At 69.2% G+C, this 22,010-nt stretch carries 17 protein-coding genes; 5 read left to right on the top strand and 12 right to left on the bottom strand.

From position 1 onward, the window contains the following. The first annotated feature begins 485 nt into the window (after positions 1-485). The gene (locus QMK24_RS22050; RefSeq protein ID WP_283468307.1) at positions 486-1,586 is read left to right on the top strand and encodes a hypothetical protein; all 1,101 of its coding nucleotides are present in this window, start codon (positions 486-488) and stop codon (positions 1,584-1,586) included. On the opposite strand, the gene QMK24_RS22045 is transcribed toward QMK24_RS22050, so the two are convergent. From QMK24_RS22045 to QMK24_RS22035, 3 genes are read right to left on the bottom strand one after another with little or no spacing between them, the layout of a single operon-like run. Next, on the bottom strand, positions 1,519-2,343 hold the full coding sequence (locus QMK24_RS22045; RefSeq protein ID WP_283468305.1) for a hypothetical protein: 825 nt from the start codon (positions 2,341-2,343) through the stop codon (positions 1,519-1,521). The genes QMK24_RS22050 and QMK24_RS22045 overlap by 68 nt on opposite strands. Next, on the bottom strand, positions 2,340-3,545 hold the full coding sequence (locus QMK24_RS22040; protein ID WP_283468304.1) for a saccharopine dehydrogenase family protein: 1,206 nt from the start codon (positions 3,543-3,545) through the stop codon (positions 2,340-2,342). Before QMK24_RS22040 ends, QMK24_RS22045 begins: the two co-directional genes overlap by 4 nt. Beyond that, entirely contained in the window at positions 3,535-4,668 is a 1,134-nt protein-coding gene (locus tag QMK24_RS22035) for a saccharopine dehydrogenase (protein ID WP_283468303.1), read from the bottom strand. The genes QMK24_RS22040 and QMK24_RS22035 overlap by 11 nt, the downstream gene beginning before the upstream one ends. A gap of 356 nt (positions 4,669-5,024) precedes the next feature. On the opposite strand from QMK24_RS22035, the gene QMK24_RS22030 reads away from it, so the two are divergent. Beyond that, positions 5,025-5,951, top strand: a complete 927-nt coding sequence (locus QMK24_RS22030) for a MurR/RpiR family transcriptional regulator (RefSeq protein WP_283468302.1) — start codon at positions 5,025-5,027, stop codon at positions 5,949-5,951. A 350-nt stretch (positions 5,952-6,301) separates the two neighbouring features. After that, complete coding sequence (locus tag QMK24_RS22025) at positions 6,302-6,694, top strand: hypothetical protein (protein WP_283468299.1); 393 nt, start codon at positions 6,302-6,304, stop codon at positions 6,692-6,694. Positions 6,695-6,718: 24 nt separating this feature from the next. Here QMK24_RS22025 and QMK24_RS22020 read toward each other — a convergent pair whose 3' ends face one another. Next, on the bottom strand, positions 6,719-7,513 hold the full coding sequence (locus QMK24_RS22020; protein WP_283468298.1) for a GNAT family N-acetyltransferase: 795 nt from the start codon (positions 7,511-7,513) through the stop codon (positions 6,719-6,721). A gap of 287 nt (positions 7,514-7,800) precedes the next feature. On the opposite strand from QMK24_RS22020, the gene QMK24_RS22015 reads away from it, so the two are divergent. Beyond that, on the top strand, positions 7,801-8,781 hold the full coding sequence (locus QMK24_RS22015; RefSeq protein WP_283468297.1) for a trypsin-like serine peptidase: 981 nt from the start codon (positions 7,801-7,803) through the stop codon (positions 8,779-8,781). 71 nt (positions 8,782-8,852) lie between these two features. Here the strand turns inward: QMK24_RS22015 and QMK24_RS22010 are convergent, their stop codons facing one another. From QMK24_RS22010 to QMK24_RS41875, 5 genes are all read right to left on the bottom strand, one after another. After that, positions 8,853-12,197 carry a S8 family serine peptidase gene (locus tag QMK24_RS22010; protein WP_283468296.1) on the bottom strand — a complete coding sequence of 1,115 codons (3,345 nt, stop codon included), beginning with the start codon at positions 12,195-12,197 and terminating at the stop codon, positions 8,853-8,855. A gap of 134 nt (positions 12,198-12,331) precedes the next feature. After that, complete coding sequence (locus tag QMK24_RS22005) at positions 12,332-13,594, bottom strand: hypothetical protein (RefSeq protein ID WP_283468295.1); 1,263 nt, start codon at positions 13,592-13,594, stop codon at positions 12,332-12,334. Then, a complete protein-coding gene (locus QMK24_RS22000) occupies positions 13,591-14,757 on the bottom strand; it encodes a HesA/MoeB/ThiF family protein (RefSeq protein WP_283468294.1) in 1,167 nt (388 codons plus the stop codon). The genes QMK24_RS22005 and QMK24_RS22000 overlap by 4 nt, the downstream gene beginning before the upstream one ends. Before the next feature lie 312 nt (positions 14,758-15,069). Continuing rightward, a complete protein-coding gene (locus QMK24_RS21995; RefSeq protein WP_283468292.1) occupies positions 15,070-15,747 on the bottom strand; it encodes an AfsR/SARP family transcriptional regulator in 678 nt (225 codons plus the stop codon). Positions 15,748-17,047: 1,300 nt separating this feature from the next. Beyond that, entirely contained in the window at positions 17,048-17,677 is a 630-nt protein-coding gene (locus tag QMK24_RS41875) for a tyrosine-type recombinase/integrase (RefSeq protein ID WP_502962687.1), read from the bottom strand. A gap of 735 nt (positions 17,678-18,412) precedes the next feature. Here QMK24_RS41875 and QMK24_RS21980 point away from each other — a divergent pair. Beyond that, positions 18,413-19,285: a quinone oxidoreductase family protein gene (locus QMK24_RS21980; RefSeq protein WP_283468291.1), complete on the top strand. Its 873-nt coding sequence runs from the start codon at positions 18,413-18,415 to the stop codon at positions 19,283-19,285. Between the two features lie 77 nt (positions 19,286-19,362). Here the strand turns inward: QMK24_RS21980 and QMK24_RS21975 are convergent, their stop codons facing one another. From QMK24_RS21975 to QMK24_RS21965, 3 genes are all read right to left on the bottom strand, one after another. Further along, the gene (locus QMK24_RS21975) at positions 19,363-20,568 is read right to left on the bottom strand and encodes an MAB_1171c family putative transporter (RefSeq protein WP_283468290.1); all 1,206 of its coding nucleotides are present in this window, start codon (positions 20,566-20,568) and stop codon (positions 19,363-19,365) included. Then, positions 20,565-21,098: an ImmA/IrrE family metallo-endopeptidase gene (locus tag QMK24_RS21970; protein WP_283468289.1), complete on the bottom strand. Its 534-nt coding sequence runs from the start codon at positions 21,096-21,098 to the stop codon at positions 20,565-20,567. Before QMK24_RS21970 ends, QMK24_RS21975 begins: the two co-directional genes overlap by 4 nt. Before the next feature lie 370 nt (positions 21,099-21,468). Continuing rightward, positions 21,469-21,900: a helix-turn-helix domain-containing protein gene (locus tag QMK24_RS21965; RefSeq protein ID WP_283468287.1), complete on the bottom strand. Its 432-nt coding sequence runs from the start codon at positions 21,898-21,900 to the stop codon at positions 21,469-21,471. Between the last annotated feature and the right edge of the window lie 110 nt (positions 21,901-22,010).

The following is a 22,010-nucleotide window of genomic DNA, read 5'->3' as shown; positions in this document are numbered from 1 at the left end:
GTCGGCTTTCCGGCCGCGCAGAGTCAAGTGCGGTGCCGCGGCGCGCGGCGAAGGCTCCTTCATGCGTCGCGGCTGCCCCGGTCTCCGCCGTCGTCGTACGTCATACCCGCACGCTACGGGCGTGCCGCCTCCAGAGACCGCCCTCGCGCCGCGCTCGCGACGTGTCCCGGGCGTCCTCACCCGGGCGGCCGTAGCAACCGGACCGCCCCGCCCGGATTCCTCTCCATCACCGGTCCCCGGCCGCTGTTCGACGAATGTTTTCCGCCGACACCGCGCCCCCGCGCAGTTCACAGAGAAGCACTCCCACCGGCACCCACATGGGCACCTAGCGCCCAACAACAAGCCGTTCGGCCAACTGCTGCCGGTGCAGGCTATGGTTCGGAGCAGGGCGCCGCGTTCCGAAACTCCGCGAAAACGGGGAACACCGCTTCTCGGTCGCCGCCAGTCCGCCCGGTGGCGGAGGCGGGGGCGAGAAGGTGCTGACCGTGCTGGAGTACCCCGGGGGGACGCTCGACTGGCACGCGTTCTCGATCGACCCGGAACCGCCGCTCGGCGGCGTCACCGCGGCCTCCGCCTCGTTCCACCGCACGGTCTTTCCCGCCCCGGGGCGGTTCTCCGGCATGCCGCTGCCGCGCTGGTGGGCCCTGGAGGACGGCCGTATCAACTTCGCCGCCGTCCGGCCGGACAGTACCGACCTGGCCTGGCTGATCTTCCTGGAGTTCGCGCTCGTCTACAGCAACGACTGGTACCACCTGCCCTGCGATCTGCCCGCCGGGACGCTGGCGTCGATCCAGGGACTCGTGGTCACCGACGTCTTCGGGCAGAAGCGCTGGATCACCCCCGCCGGGTCGGGCAATGACGCCGGCTGGCAGCGCTGGTCGATGTTCACCCTCGACACCATCGGCAACGAGGACGTGGCCGCGGACACCAGCCTGCTCCTGCCGCCGAGCGTGCCGAAGGTCGCGGACGGCCCGGTGCTGGAGCAGGTCGCCCTCATCCGCGACGAGAGCGCGAACATGGTGTGGGGCATCGAGCAGACGGTCCGGCTGGCCACCGGCGAGCCCCGGCGCGGCAGCGAGGTCGCCGCCGAGATCCTCGCGCACCGGCTGCCCCTGAAACCACCGCCCAGGCCACCGGCCCCGGCTGCCCCGGTCGCGTACGAGGCCATGAATTCCGTACCGGAGAACTGGATCCCGTTCATCCCGGTGCATGTCCCCGGCCGGAACCGCGCCATCCAGCTGCAGCGCGCCGCCATGCCCAGCGTGGTCGACGGCAAGTCCGTCCATCCCCGCACGGCGCTGCTGTGCGAAGGCTTCGACCTCGGGATCCAGTACTTCGTCAACGAGGAGGAGGTGCCGCAGTCCGGCACCAGAATCACCGTGTCCTACAACCGCACTCGCTGGCGCGACGGCCGGGTGTCGGTCTGGCTCAGCGCCCGCCGCACCGCCGGCCGGGCGAAGGCTCCAGCGGCCTCGCCTTCGACTTCCTCGCCGGCAAGGCACCGCCGGGCGGCCAGGGCTAGTTGTTCCAGCAGTGTGCCGCCGAGGGGTGATGCGGGAGGACGAAGGCGCGCGGCGGAATGCTGAGGGCGGCCGGCGGCAGATCGGGGCGGTCGTCCAGTTCTGCGGTCACGGTCCGCCAGGCCGACAGCAGCGCCGCCGCCTGCTCGCGGTCTGCGGAGAGCGGCGTCCGCACCTGCAGGCGGCCCGGCGGGCGCGACCGCACCGAGAGGTGGAAGGTGCCGGCGTCCGGGGAGAACCATGACCGGAGCAGCCATCCGCGTGGGGGTTCCGGGGGCCCTATGTGGTCGAAGACGAAGGTCAACGACTCGGTGTGCGGTCGCTCTTCGTGCATGGGCGAGTCCAGCGTTGGCGAGTCCGCAAACAGCCAGTCGACGGGGCTCAGTTGTCCGGGTGCTCTGATCTCTGCCACTGCGCTCTCGGGAACACACCAGTGACGCATCATGGCCTGCCAGGCCCGGTAGCCGTTCCCGCTCCAGCTGCCGGCGGTCGGGATGCGGGCCCGGGGCCGGGGATCCTGCTTCGCGTCTCCGGCCGCGACGGCGATGTCCGCCAGCAGTTCCCCGGCCCGGGACGCGTGCGCCGGACCGTTCCCGCAGCGCAGCCGCAGTTCCGGCCCGTCCCACGATCCGGCCACCTCGGCCGTGACCCCGTCGTGCCGCAGCACCTGTCCGTGCCGTCCCGCGCGCCACACCCCGAGCGGGGTGCCGCCGGCCCTGAGAACGCGGGAGACACCCCGTAACAGATCGCCGGTGGTCAGGTGCGGGACGATGGCGTGCAGGCGCAGAAGACCGGCACCGGGGTCGGCCGTCGAGCCGGTCATGCCGATGCTCCACGGCCGGTGCCGGATGCCTCCTGGAAGACGGATTTCACACCGTTGTCGTCCAGGAACCGCAGCCAGCGGCCGGCCTCCTCGGCGCTCTCCGCCGCCCGGTTGAGGCCCGCCGGCAGCGCGCCGTCCAGGATGCGGGTGATGCCGAAGCTGAGCGGCAGCGACACGCAGCGGGCCATCGCGCTCTCCGTACCGTCGCCGGTCAGGTCCAGCAGGTACGCGCCGTGCCAGCCCGTTCCGTCCGCGCGGCGGACTGCCAGCGCGACGGAGAGGACGACCCGGTCGCGGTCGGCGTCGGTCGTCGGGTAGCGCTTGGCCAGCTCCTCCGCCAGCCTGCGGATCCGGTCCTCGTCGCCGGTCCTGACGGTCTCGAAGACCGGCTCCCAGGCCCTGAGCCAGCCCGCGTTGCGCAGCGTGCCCCGGACGAAGGCCGTCAGATGCCATCCGTCCGGCACCCCGTACTGGGCGATGAACGGCACGCTGTCGCGGTTGGGGTAGACCTCGAACTCCTCGCCGCCGAGGTGGTGCGGACGGGTGGCCTCCCACGGGTGCGCGGAGGTACGTTCCGTATCCCGGTCGATGTACCGCGAGGGCGAGTTCAAGGCGGCGAGCACCCCGTAAGGTGCCCAGCTGAACCGGTAGCGGAAGTCGTTCGGTTCGGCCGGCAGGCCACCGCAGAACGACGTGAACTCGACCGACTCGGCCTGGTCGCCGACCGCGTTCCTGGCGCGCTCGATCAGTTCGTGCGCCAGGAGATGATCGATGCCGGGGTCGAGCCCGGCTTCGGTCAGCACGACGACACCCCTGCGCGCGGCCTCGGCGGCCTGGTCCCGGATCGGCTCGGAGACGTAGCTGGAGCAGGCGAAGTGGGCGCCGCGTTCCACACACAGCCGCAGCAGCGCGGCGTGTTCGGTGGCGGGCAGCATGGAGACCACGATGTCGCCGGAGCGCACCAGGGCGGCAAGCGCTCCGTCGTCCAGCGCCCGTACCCCGGCCCGGCCGGTCAGCCCCAGCTGTGCCAGCCGGCCGGCGGCCCGCTCCTCGGTGCGGCCCCACATCAGGACACGTTCGGCCCGGTCGCACAGCAGCCGCAGGCCGGTGGAGCCGGTCGACAGGCCGGTGCCTATCCAGTGCACGGTGCCGCTCGCCGGTACCTGCTGTGCGGGAACGGTGCTGGTCGCCTCATCGGGCATGGTCGTTCTCCTCGCTCCCGGCGCGGGCCGCCGCTTCGAAGGTGCGCAGGCAGCGCGCCCAGGCCGGTGCGGTGTCGCCCTGCGACACCAGGTTCAGCAACTGCGGCAGCAGCTCGGCCGAGAAGGCGCGGCTGGCTTCTCCGGGGAGCAGCGAGGGCAGATTGTCGATGGCGATCACATCCACCGGCCGGTCCCCGCCGCGCAGCCGCCGGACCGGGTGCCCCCAGTCGGTGACGTCGTCGTAAATCGGCAGGACGTTGCACTGCGAGGTCACATCGCAGGTGACGTCGCAGATCGTGGAGAGCCTGCGGCGCGGATCGTCGAGGTCGGACGGGGTCAGGAACGGCGGAATGGGTTGGGTGGTCAGGACGGTGTTGACCAGGATGTCGTGCGCGAGCAGGGCCTCCCGGTCCAGGTTCTCGGTCTCGTCCACGTCCCACCGGGTCGGCGTCAGCCCCGCCGTCTCCAAGGCGTCGCACGCACCCCGGCCACAGCGGCCCAGCGCGCCGATCACCAGGGCGCTCAGGGGCTGTCCGTCCGTCCCCGATGGAGCAGTCACCGATGCAGCCGTCACCGCGGGGGCCGTCACCGCGGGGGCGCGTGACGCACGCAGTGCGGCGTCCAGCTCGCTCTTGCCGAGCGGTACGAGCGGCGTGTCGAGCCGCCCGCGCCGGCTGAGCACCGCGAGGGCCGCGCCGACGTATCCGGCCCAGTAGCCGAAGGCCGCGAGGCGGCGGCCGTCGTCGTCGGTGAGGTATTCCAGGTCGAGCAGCGCGCCACCGCCCGCCGTGAACCGGTCCAGCAGCGCGCGGGCGCCCGTCTGGCCCTTGTAGGCGTGGCCGAAGTAGATGTGCCGGTGGCGCAAGTCGCTTGGTTTCTCCGGGAGTTCCTTCAGGCCGACGATGTAGTGACCGTCCGGAGCCTCGGTCCAGCTGCCCGCCGCCCCGACCTCACAGCCTGCCTCGACGTAGTCCGCGAGCGGGAAGACACGCTGCGGGGATTCCTCGACGGTGAGCCGAACGCCGCTCTCCACCAGCCGTGCGGCGTCCTCGGGCACGATCGGCGCACGCCGCTCCCTCGGCCGGGACTCCTGCCGCATCCATAACCGTGGCATGTCGGACATCAGGAGGGTCCTTCCTCTCTCGCGGCGGATTCGGGGGTCGGAGGGTCGGAGGGTACGGGCGGTACGGAGGGTGAGGGTCACGGGCGTCGGCGTCACGAACGTCCGGTCGGAGAGGCGAACTCGGCCAGTTCCTCGGCATAACCTGAGCCTCCCGCCTCGCAGGGAACTCGCGGTAGTCCCCCTCCCCGGCGCGGCACGGCGATCCAGCCGTTCTCCACCGGTTCCCCACCGGGCGGGGACCGGCCCCGCTCGTGGACCGACCATGTCGGCGGAGGAGTGGCGGAGGTGTTTCGCCGGTCGGCCACAGTGCGTGAGTTATGTTTTGATCACGAGTGGCATGAGAAGGAGGTCCACCGGTGTCATCGGGGCAGCAGGCACGCGCACAGGCAGCTGCGATCACGCCGAGTGAGCCGGGTGGGCAGTCGTCGGACCAGGAGCGCGCCCCGGCAGACCGGGTCCGCGCGCTGTTCGACGGCCATCAGCTGTCGCCGGGCCAGCGGCGTATCGCCCAGTATCTGATCGATCACCTCACCGAGGCCGCGTTCCTCTCGATCACTGAGCTCGCGGAACGGGCCGGCGTGAGTCAGCCGTCCGTGACCCGCTTTGCCACCTCCCTGGGGTTCAGTGGCTATCCCGCCCTGCGGGACGTCCTGCAGCCGATCGCCCTGAGCGCGGTCGCGGGATCTCCGCAGAGCCGGGAACAGATCCGGCACAACGAGTTGCAGGCGGCCGTCAACGCCGAGATCGAGAACCTGGAGAACCTGCGCCGGCTGCTCGCCGACACCAATCAGGTGCTGGACATCGGCCGTGAGCTGGCCCGCTCGGTGCCACTGACCGTTCTCGGTCTGCGGATCTCGGTGTCGCTGGCGGAGTACTTCGCCTATGCCGCCCGGCGTATCCACCCCGATGTACGTCTGGTGACACGTGGCGGCAGCGTCGCGTACGACGCGCTGCTGCAGTCCCGGGCGGCGGGCGGGACGTGGGTGCTGGCATTCGCCATGCCCCGGCACGCCAAGGAGACGCTGGCCGCGCTGCGGGCGGCCAGCAGCGCGGGGCTGCGCACCGTACTGATCACGGATCTCACCCTGGGTCCGCTGGTGGACGAGGCGGATGTGGCGCTGACCGTCAGCACCGGGTCACGGCTGGTCTTCGACTCGTATGCGGCGCCGGGTGTCCTCTCCGCCGCCCTGCTGCAGTCGATGGCCGACGCGGATCCCGAGCGGACGCAGGCACGGCTTGAGGGGTACGAGCAGGTCGCCGATCAGCACGGCTTCTTTCTCTAAGTTTCCCTAGGTTTCACTAGGGGGCATTTCACCCAGTTCGTTCCTGCAGATTTATAGATCTACACATCGCGAGCATGTATGTAATTATTCATACCCTTGCTTACTCGACGGTATATATGTTTACTGCAGAGGCGGTGCCCGGATCCACCGGATGCCAAGGAGAGCGCCCCCCACGCCCTCCCAGAACGAACTCTCAGAGCGACGCACGCCTCCTCGTGCCGCACCTGGGTGTTCGATCCAGGCTTTCGGATCCGCAGAGTGCCGATGGCGGCCTCGGTCAACCCCTGGGCCGAGGCCGCCGCAGCAACCACCTCTCGATCAGAGTTCGACACCATTCGGAAGCGACGAGAATGCCCCAGACGACCCCTCCCGTCACGCTCAGCCCGGACTGGCCTTGTCAGGTCAAGTCACCCGGGGCCCACGACTGGGAACGCACGGCCTCGCGCTGGCTGCGGGACCTGCTGCCGGCCCGCTATGCCGGATACTCCACGCTCACCCGCCACAACGTCCTTCTCGCCCGGCACGCGCAGCTCCAGCTGCATCACGAGATGCGTGCGGTGCGGGTGGCGCTGCAGACCAGCCGGGCCGAGCTGCCCACGATGGGCGTGGTCGAGGCCGTCATCGAGAACACGATCCGGATGTACGCCATCGAGCTCGAGCAGCTGAACCGCCTCGCGCGCGGGGTCCGGCTCGTCACCGACGCGCTCGTCGCGCACGCCCCCGCCTCGCAACGCAGGCGATAGCCGCTCCAACGAGCCGTCGCCGGTTCACGGTTCGCGGTCATGGCGCTGGGGTTGGTGGACATACGGGGTCGTGGTGGTCAGCGGGACGAACCCGAGCCGTTGCAGGATGGGGCGGCTCTGGTCGGAGGCGTCGACCTGGAGATAGCGGTAGCCGAGTTCGGCGGCGATACGGGCCCGATGGGCGACCAGGGCCCGATAGATGCCCCGGCCCCGCCAGGCAGCCACGGTGCCGCCGCCCCACAGGCCGGCGAACTCGGTGCCCGGGTTCAGTTCCATCCGCGCCGCACACACCGGCAGGTCGCCGGCCATCGCGACGATCATGCTGACCGTTTCCGGGTTCTGGACCAGTTGGGCGAGCAACCGCTGCCGCAGCGGGCCGCTGCTCGTACCGAACGCCTGCTCGTGAACGTCCGCCACCAGATCCACACCGGCCGGGCCGGTCACCGGACGCAGGTGGACACCCTCGGGTAGTTCGACACCGGTGGGCAGGTCCTGGATCCGGGCGACCATCAGCGTCTCCTCGGCCTCGGGCGTGAACCCGGCCGCCCGCAGCCGCCCGCCGAGGTCACCGGGCCGGTCATGGGCGTACACCTTCCACTCGAACCCGAGTCCCAGCGAAGCGAAATACCGCACCTGCGCCGCGATCGCCACATTCGCCGTGGCCTGGTCCAGATCCGACCAGACGACGCCGTTCCAGTCGTGATCCGCACCGGTCTGCCGCACTACATCGCCGTCCCGCTCGACCCGGGTTCCGGGCTCGGCCCGCGCGCCGCGTCTCATCTGACGGTCGAACAGTGCCAGTACTTCTCCGTGATCCATCCGCCCACCCCAGCATCGGCCGGGCCATCGCGCCAACCCGTTTCCCCCGCACCCGCCACGCGACTCCACCCTCGACGGCGGTCTGGACGGCGTCGGGCCAGCACCGCACCGACCGTAGAAACCGCTGAACGGGGGCTTCTGCCGGCCCTGGGCCGGCGGCGGTCCCCCGCCGTGCTCGGCGCCATCCCGTAACCGCGCCACGGAACTGCGGCTGCCCCGGAGACTTCTGCCCGCAACCGCGCCACCATATGGTGAGCCGTCACTTGTGCCCGCTCAGAGGGGAACTGATGGTGCGTAGGACCAGGATCATCCGGAACGCCGCCGCGTTCGCGGCAGCCGTGCTGCTCTCCGCCGGGCTCGCCCCGGCAGCCGTCGCCGACGGCGCCCCGGCCGGGCCGAACCCGGTAGCCGTCCAGCTCAGCGCCTACTGGACCCCGGCCCGGATGGCGGCCGCGCTGCCCGGCGACACGGGCAAGGGCTCCGGGGACGGACCGACGGCCCGCGCCGTCTCCCCCACGGTGGACGGTCCTCGGCCGGGCGAGTACATCCCGCCCAGCCACAGCTTCGACGGCATGCCCCAGGCCGGCACCTTCTTCTGGACCGACGCCACCGGCACCGGGCGCACCTGCAGCGGCTCCGTGGTGCGCAGCCCCGGCCACGACCTGGTGCTCAGCGCCGGTCACTGCCTGAAGGGCTACGCCGGCACCTCTCCCCGACGCAATGTGGGCTTCGTGCCGCAGTACCACGACGGGCAGGAGCCCTTCGGTATCTTTCCGGTCAGGAACAACGGCGTCTATGTCTCGCAGCAGTACTACGACCTGGGGGAGCACGCGGGGGCCGAGTACGACTTCGGTTTCGCGGTCACCGAGCCCAACCAGGACGGGACGCGGCTCCAGGACGCGGTCGGTGGGGTGCAGCTGCTCACCAGAACGGGGTACTACCACGTCCCGGTGCGGATGATCGGGTATCCGGCGGGGGCGCAGAAGCCGCTGGAGTGCTGGAGCTGGACCACCAAGTGGGCCAGTGATGACCCTGCCGACCCGGGCACCTTCCCGCGCATCGCCTGCGACGCCTTCGTGGGCGGGACCAGCGGTGGGCCGATGCTCGTGCCCTGGCTGGGCGGCTGGGCGGTGATCGGGGTCATCGGCGGCTACCACACCGGCGGCGACACCCCCCAGATCTCCTACAGCGCCTACTTCGGCGCCGCCACCCAGGCCCTCTACCGCGCCGCGACCACCAACGCCCCACCCGCAGGCCCGACGTCCTGAGCCCAACCAGTACGGCGTCGACGGTCGCCCGATGTCGTCAGGCGACGATCGTCTGAGCCGTGGCCGGGCGCTCACCCCACCGTGTAGGCGTACGGAATCCGCGCGAGCTGCTGCGCGAAGGTGGTGTGCGGGTTCCACGTGCCGATCTCGATGTAACCGCTGCTCGGCTGCCCCCGAAGGCCGTGCGGTAGGAGGGTGACGGTCAGGGTGCCGGTGCCGCCCGGTGGGAGGTGCAGCGGGCGGAGCTCATACGTGGCGCGGGGGGTCTGCCATGGATCGCCTGTCGAGGAACGTGCCCCGGGTGCGAACTCCTTGGTCTCGGCAGTGGCGCCACAGCGCACGGGGACAGGTGTGCCCTGGTCACCGAACGGGCCCAGTTGGTTGGCGTCGCAGACCCAGGTGGTGGGCGCCAGTGCCGCCGCGTCGACCGTGGCGACCGAGGTGGTGCCGACCGTGCCCGGGACGTCCGGGTCACCGGCGTAGTAGCCGCCGGCATAGGGCTGGGTGTCCATCACCAAGGGCTCGGTCGCGGACGCCGTGACGTTCAGCCGAGTGCTGCCCGTGGGGACCAGGAACTGGGGGTATTGATCGGGGGTGGTGCCCGGCGACGGATAGGAGTCCGGGACCGCGCTGGTGAGCGTGAGGAGCGAGGTGGAGTTGAGCCGTACGTCCCCGAAGACCTCGAGCGGGACGCTGCCGTTGTTGGTGATCTCCATGGTGGCGGTGACGGGCTTGTCGGCAGGCAGCACCGCGCCGCTGTCCTTGGGCAGACCTGTGGTGCGCACGGCCGGAAGGGCGAAGCCGACGCTGCCGCGCAGCAGGGTCTGCGTGGCGCCGGACGTGATCTGTCCGTTGACCACGACGAGAAGCGTCCACCGCCCCTTCGCGGGCCAGGTGGCGAACACCTGAGCGGAGCCGTCGGCTGCGGCGCCGTCCTGGACGGTGACGGGCATCCCGTCAGGACCCACCAGGATCAGCCGCAGGTCGTAGCCGGGAGCCTGGGGTCGTGCCAGTACGGTGAGGCCCCGGCTGCCCGCGGGCAGGTCGAACTGGTAGCTCAGGGTCTGGCCGCCGACCAGTGCGCCGACGAGCAGTCCGTTGCCGCCGGTCAGCGTTCCGGTGAAGGTGCCGCCGCGCGGGCCGACCGCAACCAGGGCGCGCAGCCCCACGGGCACGGTCGCGCGCACCGCGCCGCCGGATGAGACCAGGACGGAGGCGTCCGCGTCCCCGGCGTCGTCGGGCAGGGTCACGGTGACGCCGACGCCGGCTGTTCCCCCGGGACGGATCAGAGTTCCGGGACCGGTGCCGGAACGGGGGCTGCCGAAGGCGGAAGCGGTGACGGCGTACCTGACGGCGCCGGTCGGCGCGGCTCCCTCCCGGGACCACAGGTAGGCCTTCCAGACGCCTGGCAGCGGCCCATTGACGGTGGTCCGGCCGTACCCGGAGGGGCCCAGCGGGAGTGAGTAGCCGGCGAGCCGGCCGCGCGGGTCGATCAGGCTGATGGCGACGACGGAGGCGGACCCGGGCTGCCAGGCGGCCGCGGCGTCGAGGCGGTCCGTGCCCGGTGGGACGGTGAAGTCCACCGCGGCGGCGTGGGCGGCGGTGCCGTCGGAGTCGGCGAAGCTGGTTCCGGCGTCCTCGGGGAGCCGTACCTGGCCTGAAGAGATGGCCCGGTCCTGGCCGGCGGTACGGACCGCGGCGGTGACCCGTACCGGGGACGCACCGGTATTGGTGACCTGGAGGGTGGTGTGCCGGCGTTCACCTGGGCGGCCGGTGAAGTCGAGGCCGTCGCTGTGGACGAGCAGCCCTGTGCTCGCCGGACCGGAGACGCCGTCGGAGTCCGGAACCGACGCGGCCATCCGCACGGCGGCCAACGAGTCCATCAGCCCGGCGCCCTGATCCTGCGCGGCGGCGCCGAGGTCGCGGGCGGAGCTCATCAGGATCTGCTTGACGAGCGCGGGGGCGGGGCTGCGGCCGTGATGTGCCTCGCGGTACGCCTGGATCACCAGGGCGGCGGCGCCCGCGGCGAAGGGCGCCGCCTCGCTGGTTCCGTTGAAGAGCACGAAGGAACTGGGGGTGCCGCGGTCCCAGGACATGCAACTGCGGTACAGCTGCGTGCTGGCGGAACACACCGCCCATCCGGTGTCCCCGGGGGCGACCAGGTCGAGGGTCTGCGGGCGGGACTGGGCGGTCCCTGCCGAACTGAGCGCTGAGACCTGATTGTTGAGCCAGCCTCCGGGGGCCAGCGCGGCACCTGCGGCACCGGTCTGCGCGTAGGTGCGCCACTGGGTGGAGGCACCGACGCTGAGCACGGCGGGATCGGTGGCGGGGGAAGAGAAGGTGCCGTTGCGTCCCGCGTCGCCCGAGCTGACCACGACGGTGACGCCCGCAGCCGCAGCCGCCGCGTTGAAGCGGCGGATGGCATCCGCCGCGGTGTCGGGCATCGAGTAGGCGTCGAGAGACTCGTTGAGGACGTCGACGTGGTCGTGGAGCACGGACCAGTCGATGGCGGCCAGGATCGTCGACACCGGGGCCGAGGTGTTGCTGAAGACCTTCTGGACCGCCAGGTTCGCGCCCGGGGCGACGCCCTCGATCCGCATGGTGCAGCCCTTCGGCAGGGCGTGTGCCGGGTTGACGTAGTCGGCGAGGTCGTGAACGTCCGTGCCCTGGGCGGCGATGCTGCTCGCGTCGCCGAAGGACTCCAGGATCCAGGTCGGCGCGGCCGTGCCCTCCCCGGTGAAGTCCCGGTAGCTGGTGACCACGGGTTTGCCATGCCGCAGGAGATCGGGTGCGGAGGTGTCGATGGCTCCGCCGAGGATCCCGACGGTCACACCGGAGCCGTCGGCCAGGTCGTGAGCGGCGGGGCGGCCGTCCGGCGAGACGGTGCGCGTGAGCTCCAGGCCCTCCGGTTCCAGCCGCGGCCGGTCCGGGCGGGCGGGGCACACGGTGTCGTGGTGGAGGGGCGACGGCCTGGCGGCGAGGGCGGCGGCAGGCGGGGCGGCGCTCGCCGGCCGGCGCAGCCGGACGGCGGAATCGGGGACCACCGCGGCGACGCGCGGATCGAAGGCGAGGAGCCGGGCCTCGGCGGGGCGCACCGTGGTGGCGATGGCGTCCATCAGGCCGAACTCACGCGAGACCGGGGCGTCAGCCTGCCGCAACACGCTGATGATCGCCGCGTGATCGGCGCTGTCGGGGGAATTCGCCGCGCCCGCCCTGGACCGTGCGGTCGCGGACTGGGACTGGTCGCGCAGGAGCACGATGACGCGCTCCGGTGCCTGGGAGGCTGCCGACGGCGATGCCCGCGGGTAGGCCGCCCGCAGCGCGGCGGCGCTCCCCGTCCGGGCCGGTGCGATGACGGCGAGCGCCGTGACAAGGACGGTGAGCAGGATGAACCGGGGGGCTGCGGGGGCGGACACGGGCAACCATCTCCTTGGGTTCGGTGCGCGGGCGCGGGCGGCCGGGGACGAAGGCAGGACGTGTGCTGAACGGGCGCTGAACGGGGTGAGTGCGTGCCGGTTCGCCGGCCGACGATTTCGGGTTCGGGTGCTTCTCAGACAGCGGTCGCAGCTGTGCCCGCGCGCGTGCGCCGGTGGTCCCGGAACCCGACGTAGCCGAGCGTCCCGAACTGGAAGGCCACCAGGGCCACGAACCCCGCTCCGTCCCAGAAGCCGGCCGCGGCCGGGCCGGACGCCATCCCGTCGGCGGCTATGCGGAGCATGCGGACCAGGGCCGGGACGCTGAGCAGGAGGGAGCCCGCGATGACGGTGCTGGAACCGAGCAGGTAGTAGACGCAGTACCAGCGGATGATGCGCATCTCACGTTCGGGCACGCCGGACAGGTCGTACGCGGGTTCGCTGTGCCGCAGTCCGCGCACGGCGTTGGCGAGCAGCCGCCGGGTATCGCCCATCAGGTCGCCCAGCCGCAGCGCGTTGACGATCACGTAGTAGATATCCGTGCGCATGAAGACGGAGAACTGGTAGATGAAGGTCAGAGCGACCGTATAGGTGACGGTGCGCGGCAGTTGGCCTCCGACGGCCGCCAGCTCGCAGCACAGGCAGCCGAGCACGACGATCAGGTCCCAGGTCATTCCGGCCAGGTACGGGGCGTAACGCTGCCGGCGAGCGATGGTCCGCACATCGCTCAACTCGGTCTGGCCGACCAGGAAGACCAGTCGGCGGCCGACGGAGAAGCGGCCCGTGCACCCCCGGGCGCGGGCGGCCAGCGCGTGGGCGAACTCGTGGAGCATCACCAGCGTCCAGGCGATCACCGCCACGAGCAGGGCGTTGGGCAGCACCCGGTGGTAGAGCAGCGCGTCGGAAGGGCGCGGGGCCAGGGAGGGGTCGGCGAGCATCAGGGCCGGCACCGCGAGCCACACCCCGGCGAACACCAGCAGCAGGGGACGGGACAGCAGCCAGCGCAGCCGTTCGGGGCCCAGCCCGCCGAGCAGTGCGATGCCGCGCATGGTCGTCCCGCCGGCAGGGGATGCGGCGGGATCCGCCTCGGTTGCTCCGCGTTCGTCATCCCCTTCGGGCCAGGGGACGCCGTCGACCGCACGGATGAAGCCGCACTCGTGCAGCCCGGCAACGAAGTCGTCGAGGTCGGGCGGCTCGCCGTAACTGTCACCGAACCGTCGGCGGACTTCGGCCATCGGCAGATGGTCGGCCAGCAGCCGCAACAGCGCCACCCCTTCGGGGGGCAGGGCGACGAACATCCCGGTGTCCGCCCTGCCCACCTCGACCGCTCCGTCCTCCTCCGTACCGATGTGCAGGGGGTGCAGGTCGACGATGCTGTCGTCGGTCAGGAGGGCGCTCATCCGGCTTCCTGCCGCACTCTGCCGCTCTCCTCCGCCGGCGTCATGCCGTCCTGCCCGGTGGCTTGGGCACCGCAGTCGGGGCACTCGGGCAGCCGCTCGCAGTCGGCGAAGTCGGTGTCCATATGCAGCAGGTCAATCGACAGTTTCCGCCCGAGGATGACCGAATCGGCCATGCCCGTGAGGTACTTTACGGCCTCGAGCGCGGCCAGGTTGCCGATCATTCCGGCCACGGGCGCGGTGCACGGATTGATGGTGCGGTCGCCGATCACCTCGAGAACGTGGCGCTGCATCGGCTTGTACCAGGAGTGGGTGCGCTCGGCGTCGATCTCCACGCACGTGAAGCAGGCCGTCCGGCGCGGTACGTGCAGGAAGAGATTGACCGTCAGTCCGTCGTTGGCGCCGCGCATCCAGGACGTTCCGGTGGCCAGTCCCGCGGTGTTGAGCCATTGGTACAGCAGGATCCGCGGGCGGTCGGCGGCGCAGATGAGCAGGTCGCGGCCCTCCATGTGCTCGCGTGCGGCTTCGGGGCCGTCCACCATCGCCGTCCGGGTGGTGATCTTGACATGTGGGTTCACCGCGGCGAGCCGTTCCGCGGCGGCCTCGACCTTCGGGCGGCCGACGTCCGGGTCGGTATAGAGGAGCTGCCGGTTGAGATTCATCAGCTCCACGTCGTCGTGGTCGACCAGCAGCAGGTCGCCGACACCGATGGCGGCCAGGCTCATGGCCGCATTCGAGCCCAGACCACCCAGGCCGAGCACGGTCACCCGCGCCTCCTTGAGGCGCAGTTGCAGATCCGCACTGGTGAGGGGCGGGTTGCAGAAGTACTCGTAGAACTCCAGATTGCGGCGATATCGCTCGAGTTCAGGAGCGGAGAACCGGTCGACGGGCCCTTGCTCCGCGGCGTCCTCGATGAATCCCGCGTCCACCAATGCGTCGACCGCGTCCCGGACCTCCTTGATCCCGACGGCCACGTCGAATGCGGCCATGTCTGCGGCGAGTTGGGCGTAGGTCCGGGTTCCGTCGAGCAGGCCGAGCAAGTGCCAGGTGTGCCCCCGCTCGTCGTCCTGCAGCTCGGAGGCGATACCGAAGTCGCTGCCGATCCTGATCCGCCCCTCCCCGGCCGGGAGCGGCGGGAAGACACTCTTGATTCGCGGTCGTTGCATGGTGGTTGTCCCTTCTCGGATCTCGGGCACGGGTGCGGGGGCCGTCAGCAGTCGGAACAGCTACCGCACGCGCAGGCCACGGTCGTCTCAATGCGCTCGAGCTTGCGGATCTGGATCTTCATTCCGTTCCCCCTAGGGATTCGGTTGAACGTGCCCCGGCGACCTGGTGGAGGCCGGGTCGAACGAGCCGGCTGCCGTGCAGTGAACAGCAGTGGGCGTGACCGTGGAGTCAGCACCGTGTGAACGTGGAGTCAGTCCGGCGTCAGCGCAGAAATCACAGAGTCGCCGCGGCCAACGGTGTCCTGGGGCGGCTCACGGCACGGGTTCCGCGAACGGCCCCAGCAGCCGCTTCATCAGCGGGCTCGGTTCGGCGCCCACCTCCGTCCTGAGCATGTCGCGAAAGCTCTCGTACTGGCGGACGGCCTCGGTGATGTTGCCCTCGGCGAGATGGATGCTGATGACGGCCCGGTGGGCGCTCTCGCGCAGCGGCGCCGCCCGGACGGCGCTGTGAGCGGCGTAGAGCGCCTCCCCGTACCGGCCCACACCCGCCAGCCGGGCCGAGGTCTCCTCCAGCGCGTGCATCCGCAATTGGCAGAACTGTTCGCGCTCCAGCAGAACCCACTCGTCGTACCAGCCCGGGAGCAGCGTGCCCCGGTACGCGCCGGGCGGCACCCGCAAGGCAGCCGGGTCGACGGCGTCGCCGGGCCCGTCCGACAGCGCGGACAGCGCCCAGGAGGTGACCTCGCTGAAGTCCACCAGAACGGAACCGGCGAGCTCCAGGTGGTCGCCACAACTGCGCACGATGTCAGGGCAGTTGATCTGGATACGGTGCAGCACCGTGCGCAGACTGCCCAGCGCACGCTTCTCGTTCACCTCGGGCCACAGCTGGCCGGCGACACCGGCCCGACCGGGACGTCCGCTCAGCGCGAGCAGAGCCAGCACCCGCTGGGCACTGCGGGGAAGGTCACGCTGGTGACCAGCCCACTCCAACCGGAATCCGTCGAGCAGCAATAGTCGCGACCATGCCGGATCAATGCCGGCCGTCGGCGGCCGTCGCAAGGCCGCCTGCGAGCTGTCCGGCTGGTGCCTGTGGGGAGACATCTGCTCAGGACGGTGTCAGCGGAGGCCGGCAGGATTCCGGGGCCTCGGAACGGGTGGAGCCTCACGCGGCCAAGGACAGGATGCCGGCTGCCGACATAACGGTGTTGCCATCACGGCGCCCCCAAGCCCGGAAGGTCAGACTCAGTCATGCTCCACAGTGGACAATTTCGCGTCAATACGGCGGAGGGATCTCGTCGCCATTCCGCGAAAGTGGTAGTTCACAACTCCGGCCCGCCGCATCGGTGAATTCCGGCCGAATGTGGCGCCTTCCCGAACGGATGGCGTTCCCGGCGTCCGAGCCCGGAGGGCGCCCGGAGTGCAGCCGAGCGGCGGGCCGCCGCCCGATCCCCAGGGCGAGATTCGGCCAACGAGCCGGTCAGGGCCTCCGCCGGGGGCGGCCGGGCCGAGCAGCGTCCGAACCGGCGCGGTCACCGCACGATGGCGCACTGCCGGCGCTTCGGTGTGGGACAGGGCGGAATCATGGGCGGCCCATAGGCATGTGAATATGGGCGCGCCATCGTGTGGGCCCAGGCGAATCGCAGGATTCGGATTATCGGCGCGATGACGAAGATTGCCGTGGCGATCAGGGCCATGACCGAATAGCGCGTCAGCAGTTCGAAGCCGCGAAGCACGCCGCGCCCGTCATGGGTGCCGCGCTCACACTGGGCGGGCGAAGTATGGGGTACCACCACATGGGCCGCTGACCTGTGCGTTTCTACGGTGTGGCGACACGAGAGTATCCCCGTCCCCCGCCCGGAAGTGGTACCCATGGCCGCCTCGACAACCGCCCCGCCAACCCCGTCCAAGCTGCGTCGGATCGTCGCCGCGAGCCTCATCGGCACGACCATCGAGTGGTACGACAACTCATCCGAAGAGAGCTAGGACCTGCGGGTTTCCATGATCCGGGCCGTCGCGGTCAGCACGGAACCAGCACCGGGATCTTGGCGTGCTGAGGCGGTGCTGGCTGGGCCACACGGCGTTTGCCACCGAGCCCGGCAGCAGGCGAGGAACGATCACGGAGCGTTCCGAACCACCTCATCTTCAGCCTCTCCACCAGCGCGGACCTACGCCGCCCGACGCTGGTTCCTCACCCCATCGAGTGAAACGAACGAACACGCCAGCCTCTCTGTCCCCTCGTGCCCCGACACCCGCCCCAGCGGGCGAGGACCGAGGCGCCCCAGGATGAGGCTCAGTACCTCACTGCGAACGCGGCCTCACAGACTGCCTCGAACTCGAGCGGAAGGGTCACCTCGGCCTCGAGGTTGAAGATGGAGTCCATGACGGATCGCAGGCGCTCCGGCGCATCGGGCATGACGTGTGCGTACGTCTGGTGCGTGGTGCGGGAGTCGCGATGGCCGAGCCACTCGGCCATGTCCGTCACCGGAACCCCCTTCGCGAGGCCGGCGGAGGCGAAGAAGTGCCGCAGCCAATGCGGAGTAATCTCCCTCGCGATCCCCGCGGCGCGCCTGGCAGCGTGCCAGAGCTGGCTGATGAGCGAGTACATCAAGATATTGGTCCGCCCAAGGGGAGGCCGCTGTCCTGCCGCAGCGAGTCCTCCCCCACGCTCTTGGGCAGTTGAGCGATAGCGTGCTCGTCGGCATCGGGTCATCTTCCAGCCGACCGTGTCGCGCACGGTGCGCCGGGCAGTGCTCAGGGCTTCGAGGTGTTCGAGCAGGTCGTGGGTGGCCCCGGCGCCATCGACGCGGACCAGGATCTTGGCCTGCGAGGAGGTGGGGATCTGACGCAGCGCGTCGGTGAGGACGGTGACGTGGTCGGCCACGGTGTTCGCGCCCGCGTTGCCGGGCCGCAGCAGAATCACGCCGGGCCGTGGAGTCCGAGGTCCCGGAACCGAACACCGACACCTGGTGGGCCTGCAGTTGCTCAGCTTCCGAGAGGTCCCTCGCCCCAAGCACGACCGCGCACGCCAGGCCCATGACGCCCTCGGCACGGTCCCGCCAGGTGCCCGACCCACTCAGCAGCACCCGCGTCAGCGCGGCAGTCAGGCGGCGACTGCTCGGCTCTGCCCGGGACGTCGAGTGGCGGGAGGGCAGCTCCCACCCCGACCACGCACGGTCCGCGGTCGCAGTCCGGGTTCCGCCATCCCAAAACCGGAGCCCCTCCGCCGGAGGCTTCGCCTGTGCCCCGTCGGCCGGCACTACGCGCAACCTCCCGACCACGTGCCCAGACCTGTCTTTCCCCCACTGGGCGCGGACGGCGACCGGCTCCGCGCTGTGCGCGGCCCTTCGTTCTCCGGCAGGTGTTCCGAAAGGCGCTGCAGTTGGCGAGGCATCTGAACCGCCCAGGTTGCGGGCCGTTGCAGTCGGCCTTGCTCAGCGCGCTGATGACGAGGAGGCTGGATCCCAAGTCAGCGCCTAGGGAGGCCTTCACGGTCCTGGGCAATCACTACCCTCGTCTTTCAGCGCAAGTTCGCGTGTTCGGCCACGAAATTTCGATGAGGGGAAGACACGTGCGCGCAGTAGTGATCAGGGGTTTCGGAGGACCTGAGGTCTTGGAGGTCACCGAGCTGCCCGTTCCGGAGCCAAGGCCCGGACACGTGCTCATCGACGTCGACCGGGCTGGTGTCAACTACGCCGATCTGCATATCCGCGAAGACAATTACATCGCTGATGTCGCCCTGCCCTATGTGCTAGGCAGCGAGGTGGTAGGCCGACGACAAAGCGACGGTCGACGTGTTCTTGGGCTGACGGTGCGGGGCGGTGGGTATGCTCAATGCGCACTCGCACCACGAGGAACTACTTTCGAAGTCCCTGACGGCATCGATGACGACACGGCCTTGGCTCTGGGAGTACAAGGCAACACAGCTTGGCATTTGCTGCATACGTGTGCCCGGATTCAACCCGGCGAGTCCGTCGTGATTTTTGCCGCTGCTGGCGGTGTCGGCACTGTGGCGATCCAGCTCGCGCGGCTTGCGGGTGCTGGTCGCATCATCGCTGCCGCTTCCACACCCGCCAAGCGTCAGCTCACATTGGACCTAGGCGCCGACGCGGCCATTGACTCCGCCGGACCAGGCCACCTTACCGCGCAGTTGATTGCAGCCAACGGCGGCCGGAAGGTGGACATCGTGCTGGAGATGACCGGGAGTACCTCCACCAAGGCAGCCTTGGACGCCCTGGCACCCTTCGGCCGCCTGGTTGCCTTCGGCTACGCCAGCGGGAAGACGGCAACCCTGAACACTCTGGACATCATGGTGGGTAGCAGGAGTGTCATCGGCTTCGTACTGCCGCAGATCTACCCCATACGCGGCATGCTCGCTCACTCCATGAACGAGCTGTCGAACGCGGTGCTCTCGGGGGCGCTGACGCCGTGCGTCGGAGGCACTTACCCATTGAGCGAAGTACAGCACGCCCACACATATCTGGAGACACGCCGGACGACGGGCAAGCTCTTACTCGACCCAGGGAAATAGGTCCGTTCAGAAGCCTGAACCGACCCAAACCCGACGCCTTCGCACATGCGGTGAAAACGCCGATATCATCCGTCACTCTACGGCCTGTCTATTTGCCGTACCGAAGGGCCGACGAACGCTCGAGCTACGCGTTCCAGCCAAACTATCTCACCAGCCAAGCTCTTTGCGGATGGGCCATCATTCACTTCCTGCACTGGGTCAGCGCTCTCCGCGCCCTGCACATGCGCTTGAATCCCGAGCGTGATCGCGGATGCCTCCACCGCTGCTCGAAGTTCTTCGCCGTCAAGACCAACTGCCTGGGCAGATAGCGTCACACTCTCCAGCTCGTTGGCATCCACATAGGGACGCAGGGCACGCTGGCCGTCCCTAATCTCAATGACTAGGCGGTACAGACGTATCTCCAAGTCGCCTACGAACACTGGTGGACGCGACGAACGCCTCGGGAACAGGGCAATGCCGGGGACGGCTTGATAGAGCGCGAACCACATGGGATACAACCGACGCAGGGCCCGATACTGTCGCGCATTGGCCACTATGCGCTGCCCCCATCCCGGGAAGGTACTGCCGGTGACGAGGACAAGCGAGCCTACGTTAGCGATCATAGGGGCACAGAGAACTGCTGCAACGTCAAGTCGGTCCGTGCCAGCCCAGCGGCCACCCAGACCCAGCGACTTTCCGACGAGGTAGCCGGTGACGAATACGGATCCCAAGGCAGTCAGTCGCAGAGATCGTCGCAGCCACGGTCGGCTGAGGGCGCGGGAAGGAGGCCAGGTCAGGCGAGCGGTATTGACCAAATTGATGCCATAAACGGTCAAGTAGACCAGCATGTAGGCGCTGGCGAAGCCCGCGTGTGCGAAGTGCACTTCGAAATCTACGGGGTGTTCGCCCGGCAGTGGATCGACGAGGAACAGCACGGTCATGAGCACGAGAGCTGCACAGAAAAATGCCCACACCCATGGCGCTTTGCGGCGAGCCTCATCCGGGTCGTTGAACCAGCCCAGCATCATCAGCTGGGTAGCCAGGGAGCTGAGCACGATGAAGCCATTGCTCAGCAGCGTGCTGAGATTGCTGGTTCCGCTGAGCGCGTCGATCCGAACGTACAGCCATGGCGTGATCCAGACGTACGCCAGGGCGGTACACAGGCGAGCCACGCACAACGATCTGAGTGCTGTGTTGTGGGGGTCTCGCCGCAGGTCTCGCAGCTTGTAGCCGAGGGCAATGAAACTGGCGCTCGCACAGATCGGATAGGCAACGTTGAAGGCGGAAATGGCCGCAGTTATCACGTAGAGCCTTCCCTGCCGTGGTCTAGGGAGCGCTCCAGCCGACCAACGAGTTCCGCCGCCTCTGAAGGTACGGACGGCGGCCGAGGGGTCCACTCGCTCACCTGGCGCAGCAACTGCGTGGCGAAGTACTCGGCTGCCCATTCCTCAGGGTCGGCGTAATGACTACGCCCGAACATCCGCTGAATCAGAACAGGATCGATGTCATTGGGCAGCAAGAGATGGGCGCGCTGGTCCACAAGCGGGCTGGCAGCTGCTTGGTGATTCCAGAGCAAATGCCCCAATTCATGTGCAATCACATGCGTTTGGTGTGTCGCGGGAGAGCGCGCTTCGTAGAAGATGTAGTCGGCCTCGGCGGTAGAGACGAGCAGGCCGCAGGGACTCTCAGCCGGCAAAGAAATCGGAGCGAGACGGATGGGCCGGCCTCGGCTCTCTCCCAGTCGTCGGCACAACACCCCGATATCGAACGGTTGCGGGAAGTCGATGCCACGCAAGAGGGCCTCGCACTGACGACGCAGCTGACCACGCCTCATCGAGTCTGACCTCCCATGGCTTGTATCCCCCCAACTGGATTTGTAAGCAACCCACGTGGCGGCCCATCCTGCAAGTTCTCTCCCGAGTGCACTGCGCCTGCCGTGGAGCGGCGACGCAGACAGAGGTGAACCGGTCAGCAATGCTGCCTGTTCCCAACCCCGCAAGGGATGCGTGATGGGCCACATTCAACCGGCCCCAGCTATACGTTTGATGAACGCCAGCGCCTCGATGCGCTACAGGCGCCTCAGTCAGTATCTGTTGTGCCGATGGCGCTCGCACCTCGCTGGGGCATGGCTACCCCGCATCGCTCAGCTCCTCCTCCAGGTTCAGCCGCGGCACTCAACGCCCCGCATGACTCGGAACGTTGAGTCATTCATGGCTGGGGTGCCGCGGAGGAAGTCCTTCCATCTCACGAAGCTGATCGAGGAGGGCTGATGCGAAGGTCAATCCCTTGGGGGAGAGCCCGGCCGCCCGCGTCGCCACTTGAGTGACTCCTGCGTCAGTGAGCGCTCGCAGCTCCTCCCCTCGGACGCCTGCCTCTCGCAGGGCCGCGAGTTGGTCGAGCTTGGTGTCCGTCTCTGCGGCCGTGTCGTCATCGAAGAAATAGGCCGCCTTCACACCGAAGAACCGCGCAAGTGCTTCCAGGTGATGCATCCGCGGGTTGTCCCGCTCGCCTTTGCGCAGGTAAGCGATGTACTGCTTGGAGATATCACCACCTTGCGCACGGATGGCCCTGGCAACCTCCTCGTTGCTGTACGGGCCGCGCGTAGGCGGGTGGACTGTCTTAGTGCGTTGTGGCAAACCGGATCTCGTTCGAGACGGGCGGTGCGGGTGACCATATGGACGAAAGTGCGTGTGGGGCCGCGGGCATGAAAGAACGGGCCCCTTGGTAGTGACGCGGTTACGACACC

It is taken from the genome of Streptomyces sp. PH10-H1 (assembly GCF_030063355.1).
Lineage (GTDB): Bacteria > Actinomycetota > Actinomycetes > Streptomycetales > Streptomycetaceae > Actinacidiphila.
Note: the sequence above shows the minus strand (reverse complement) of the source record. Positions and strands in the feature narration are given on the sequence as shown.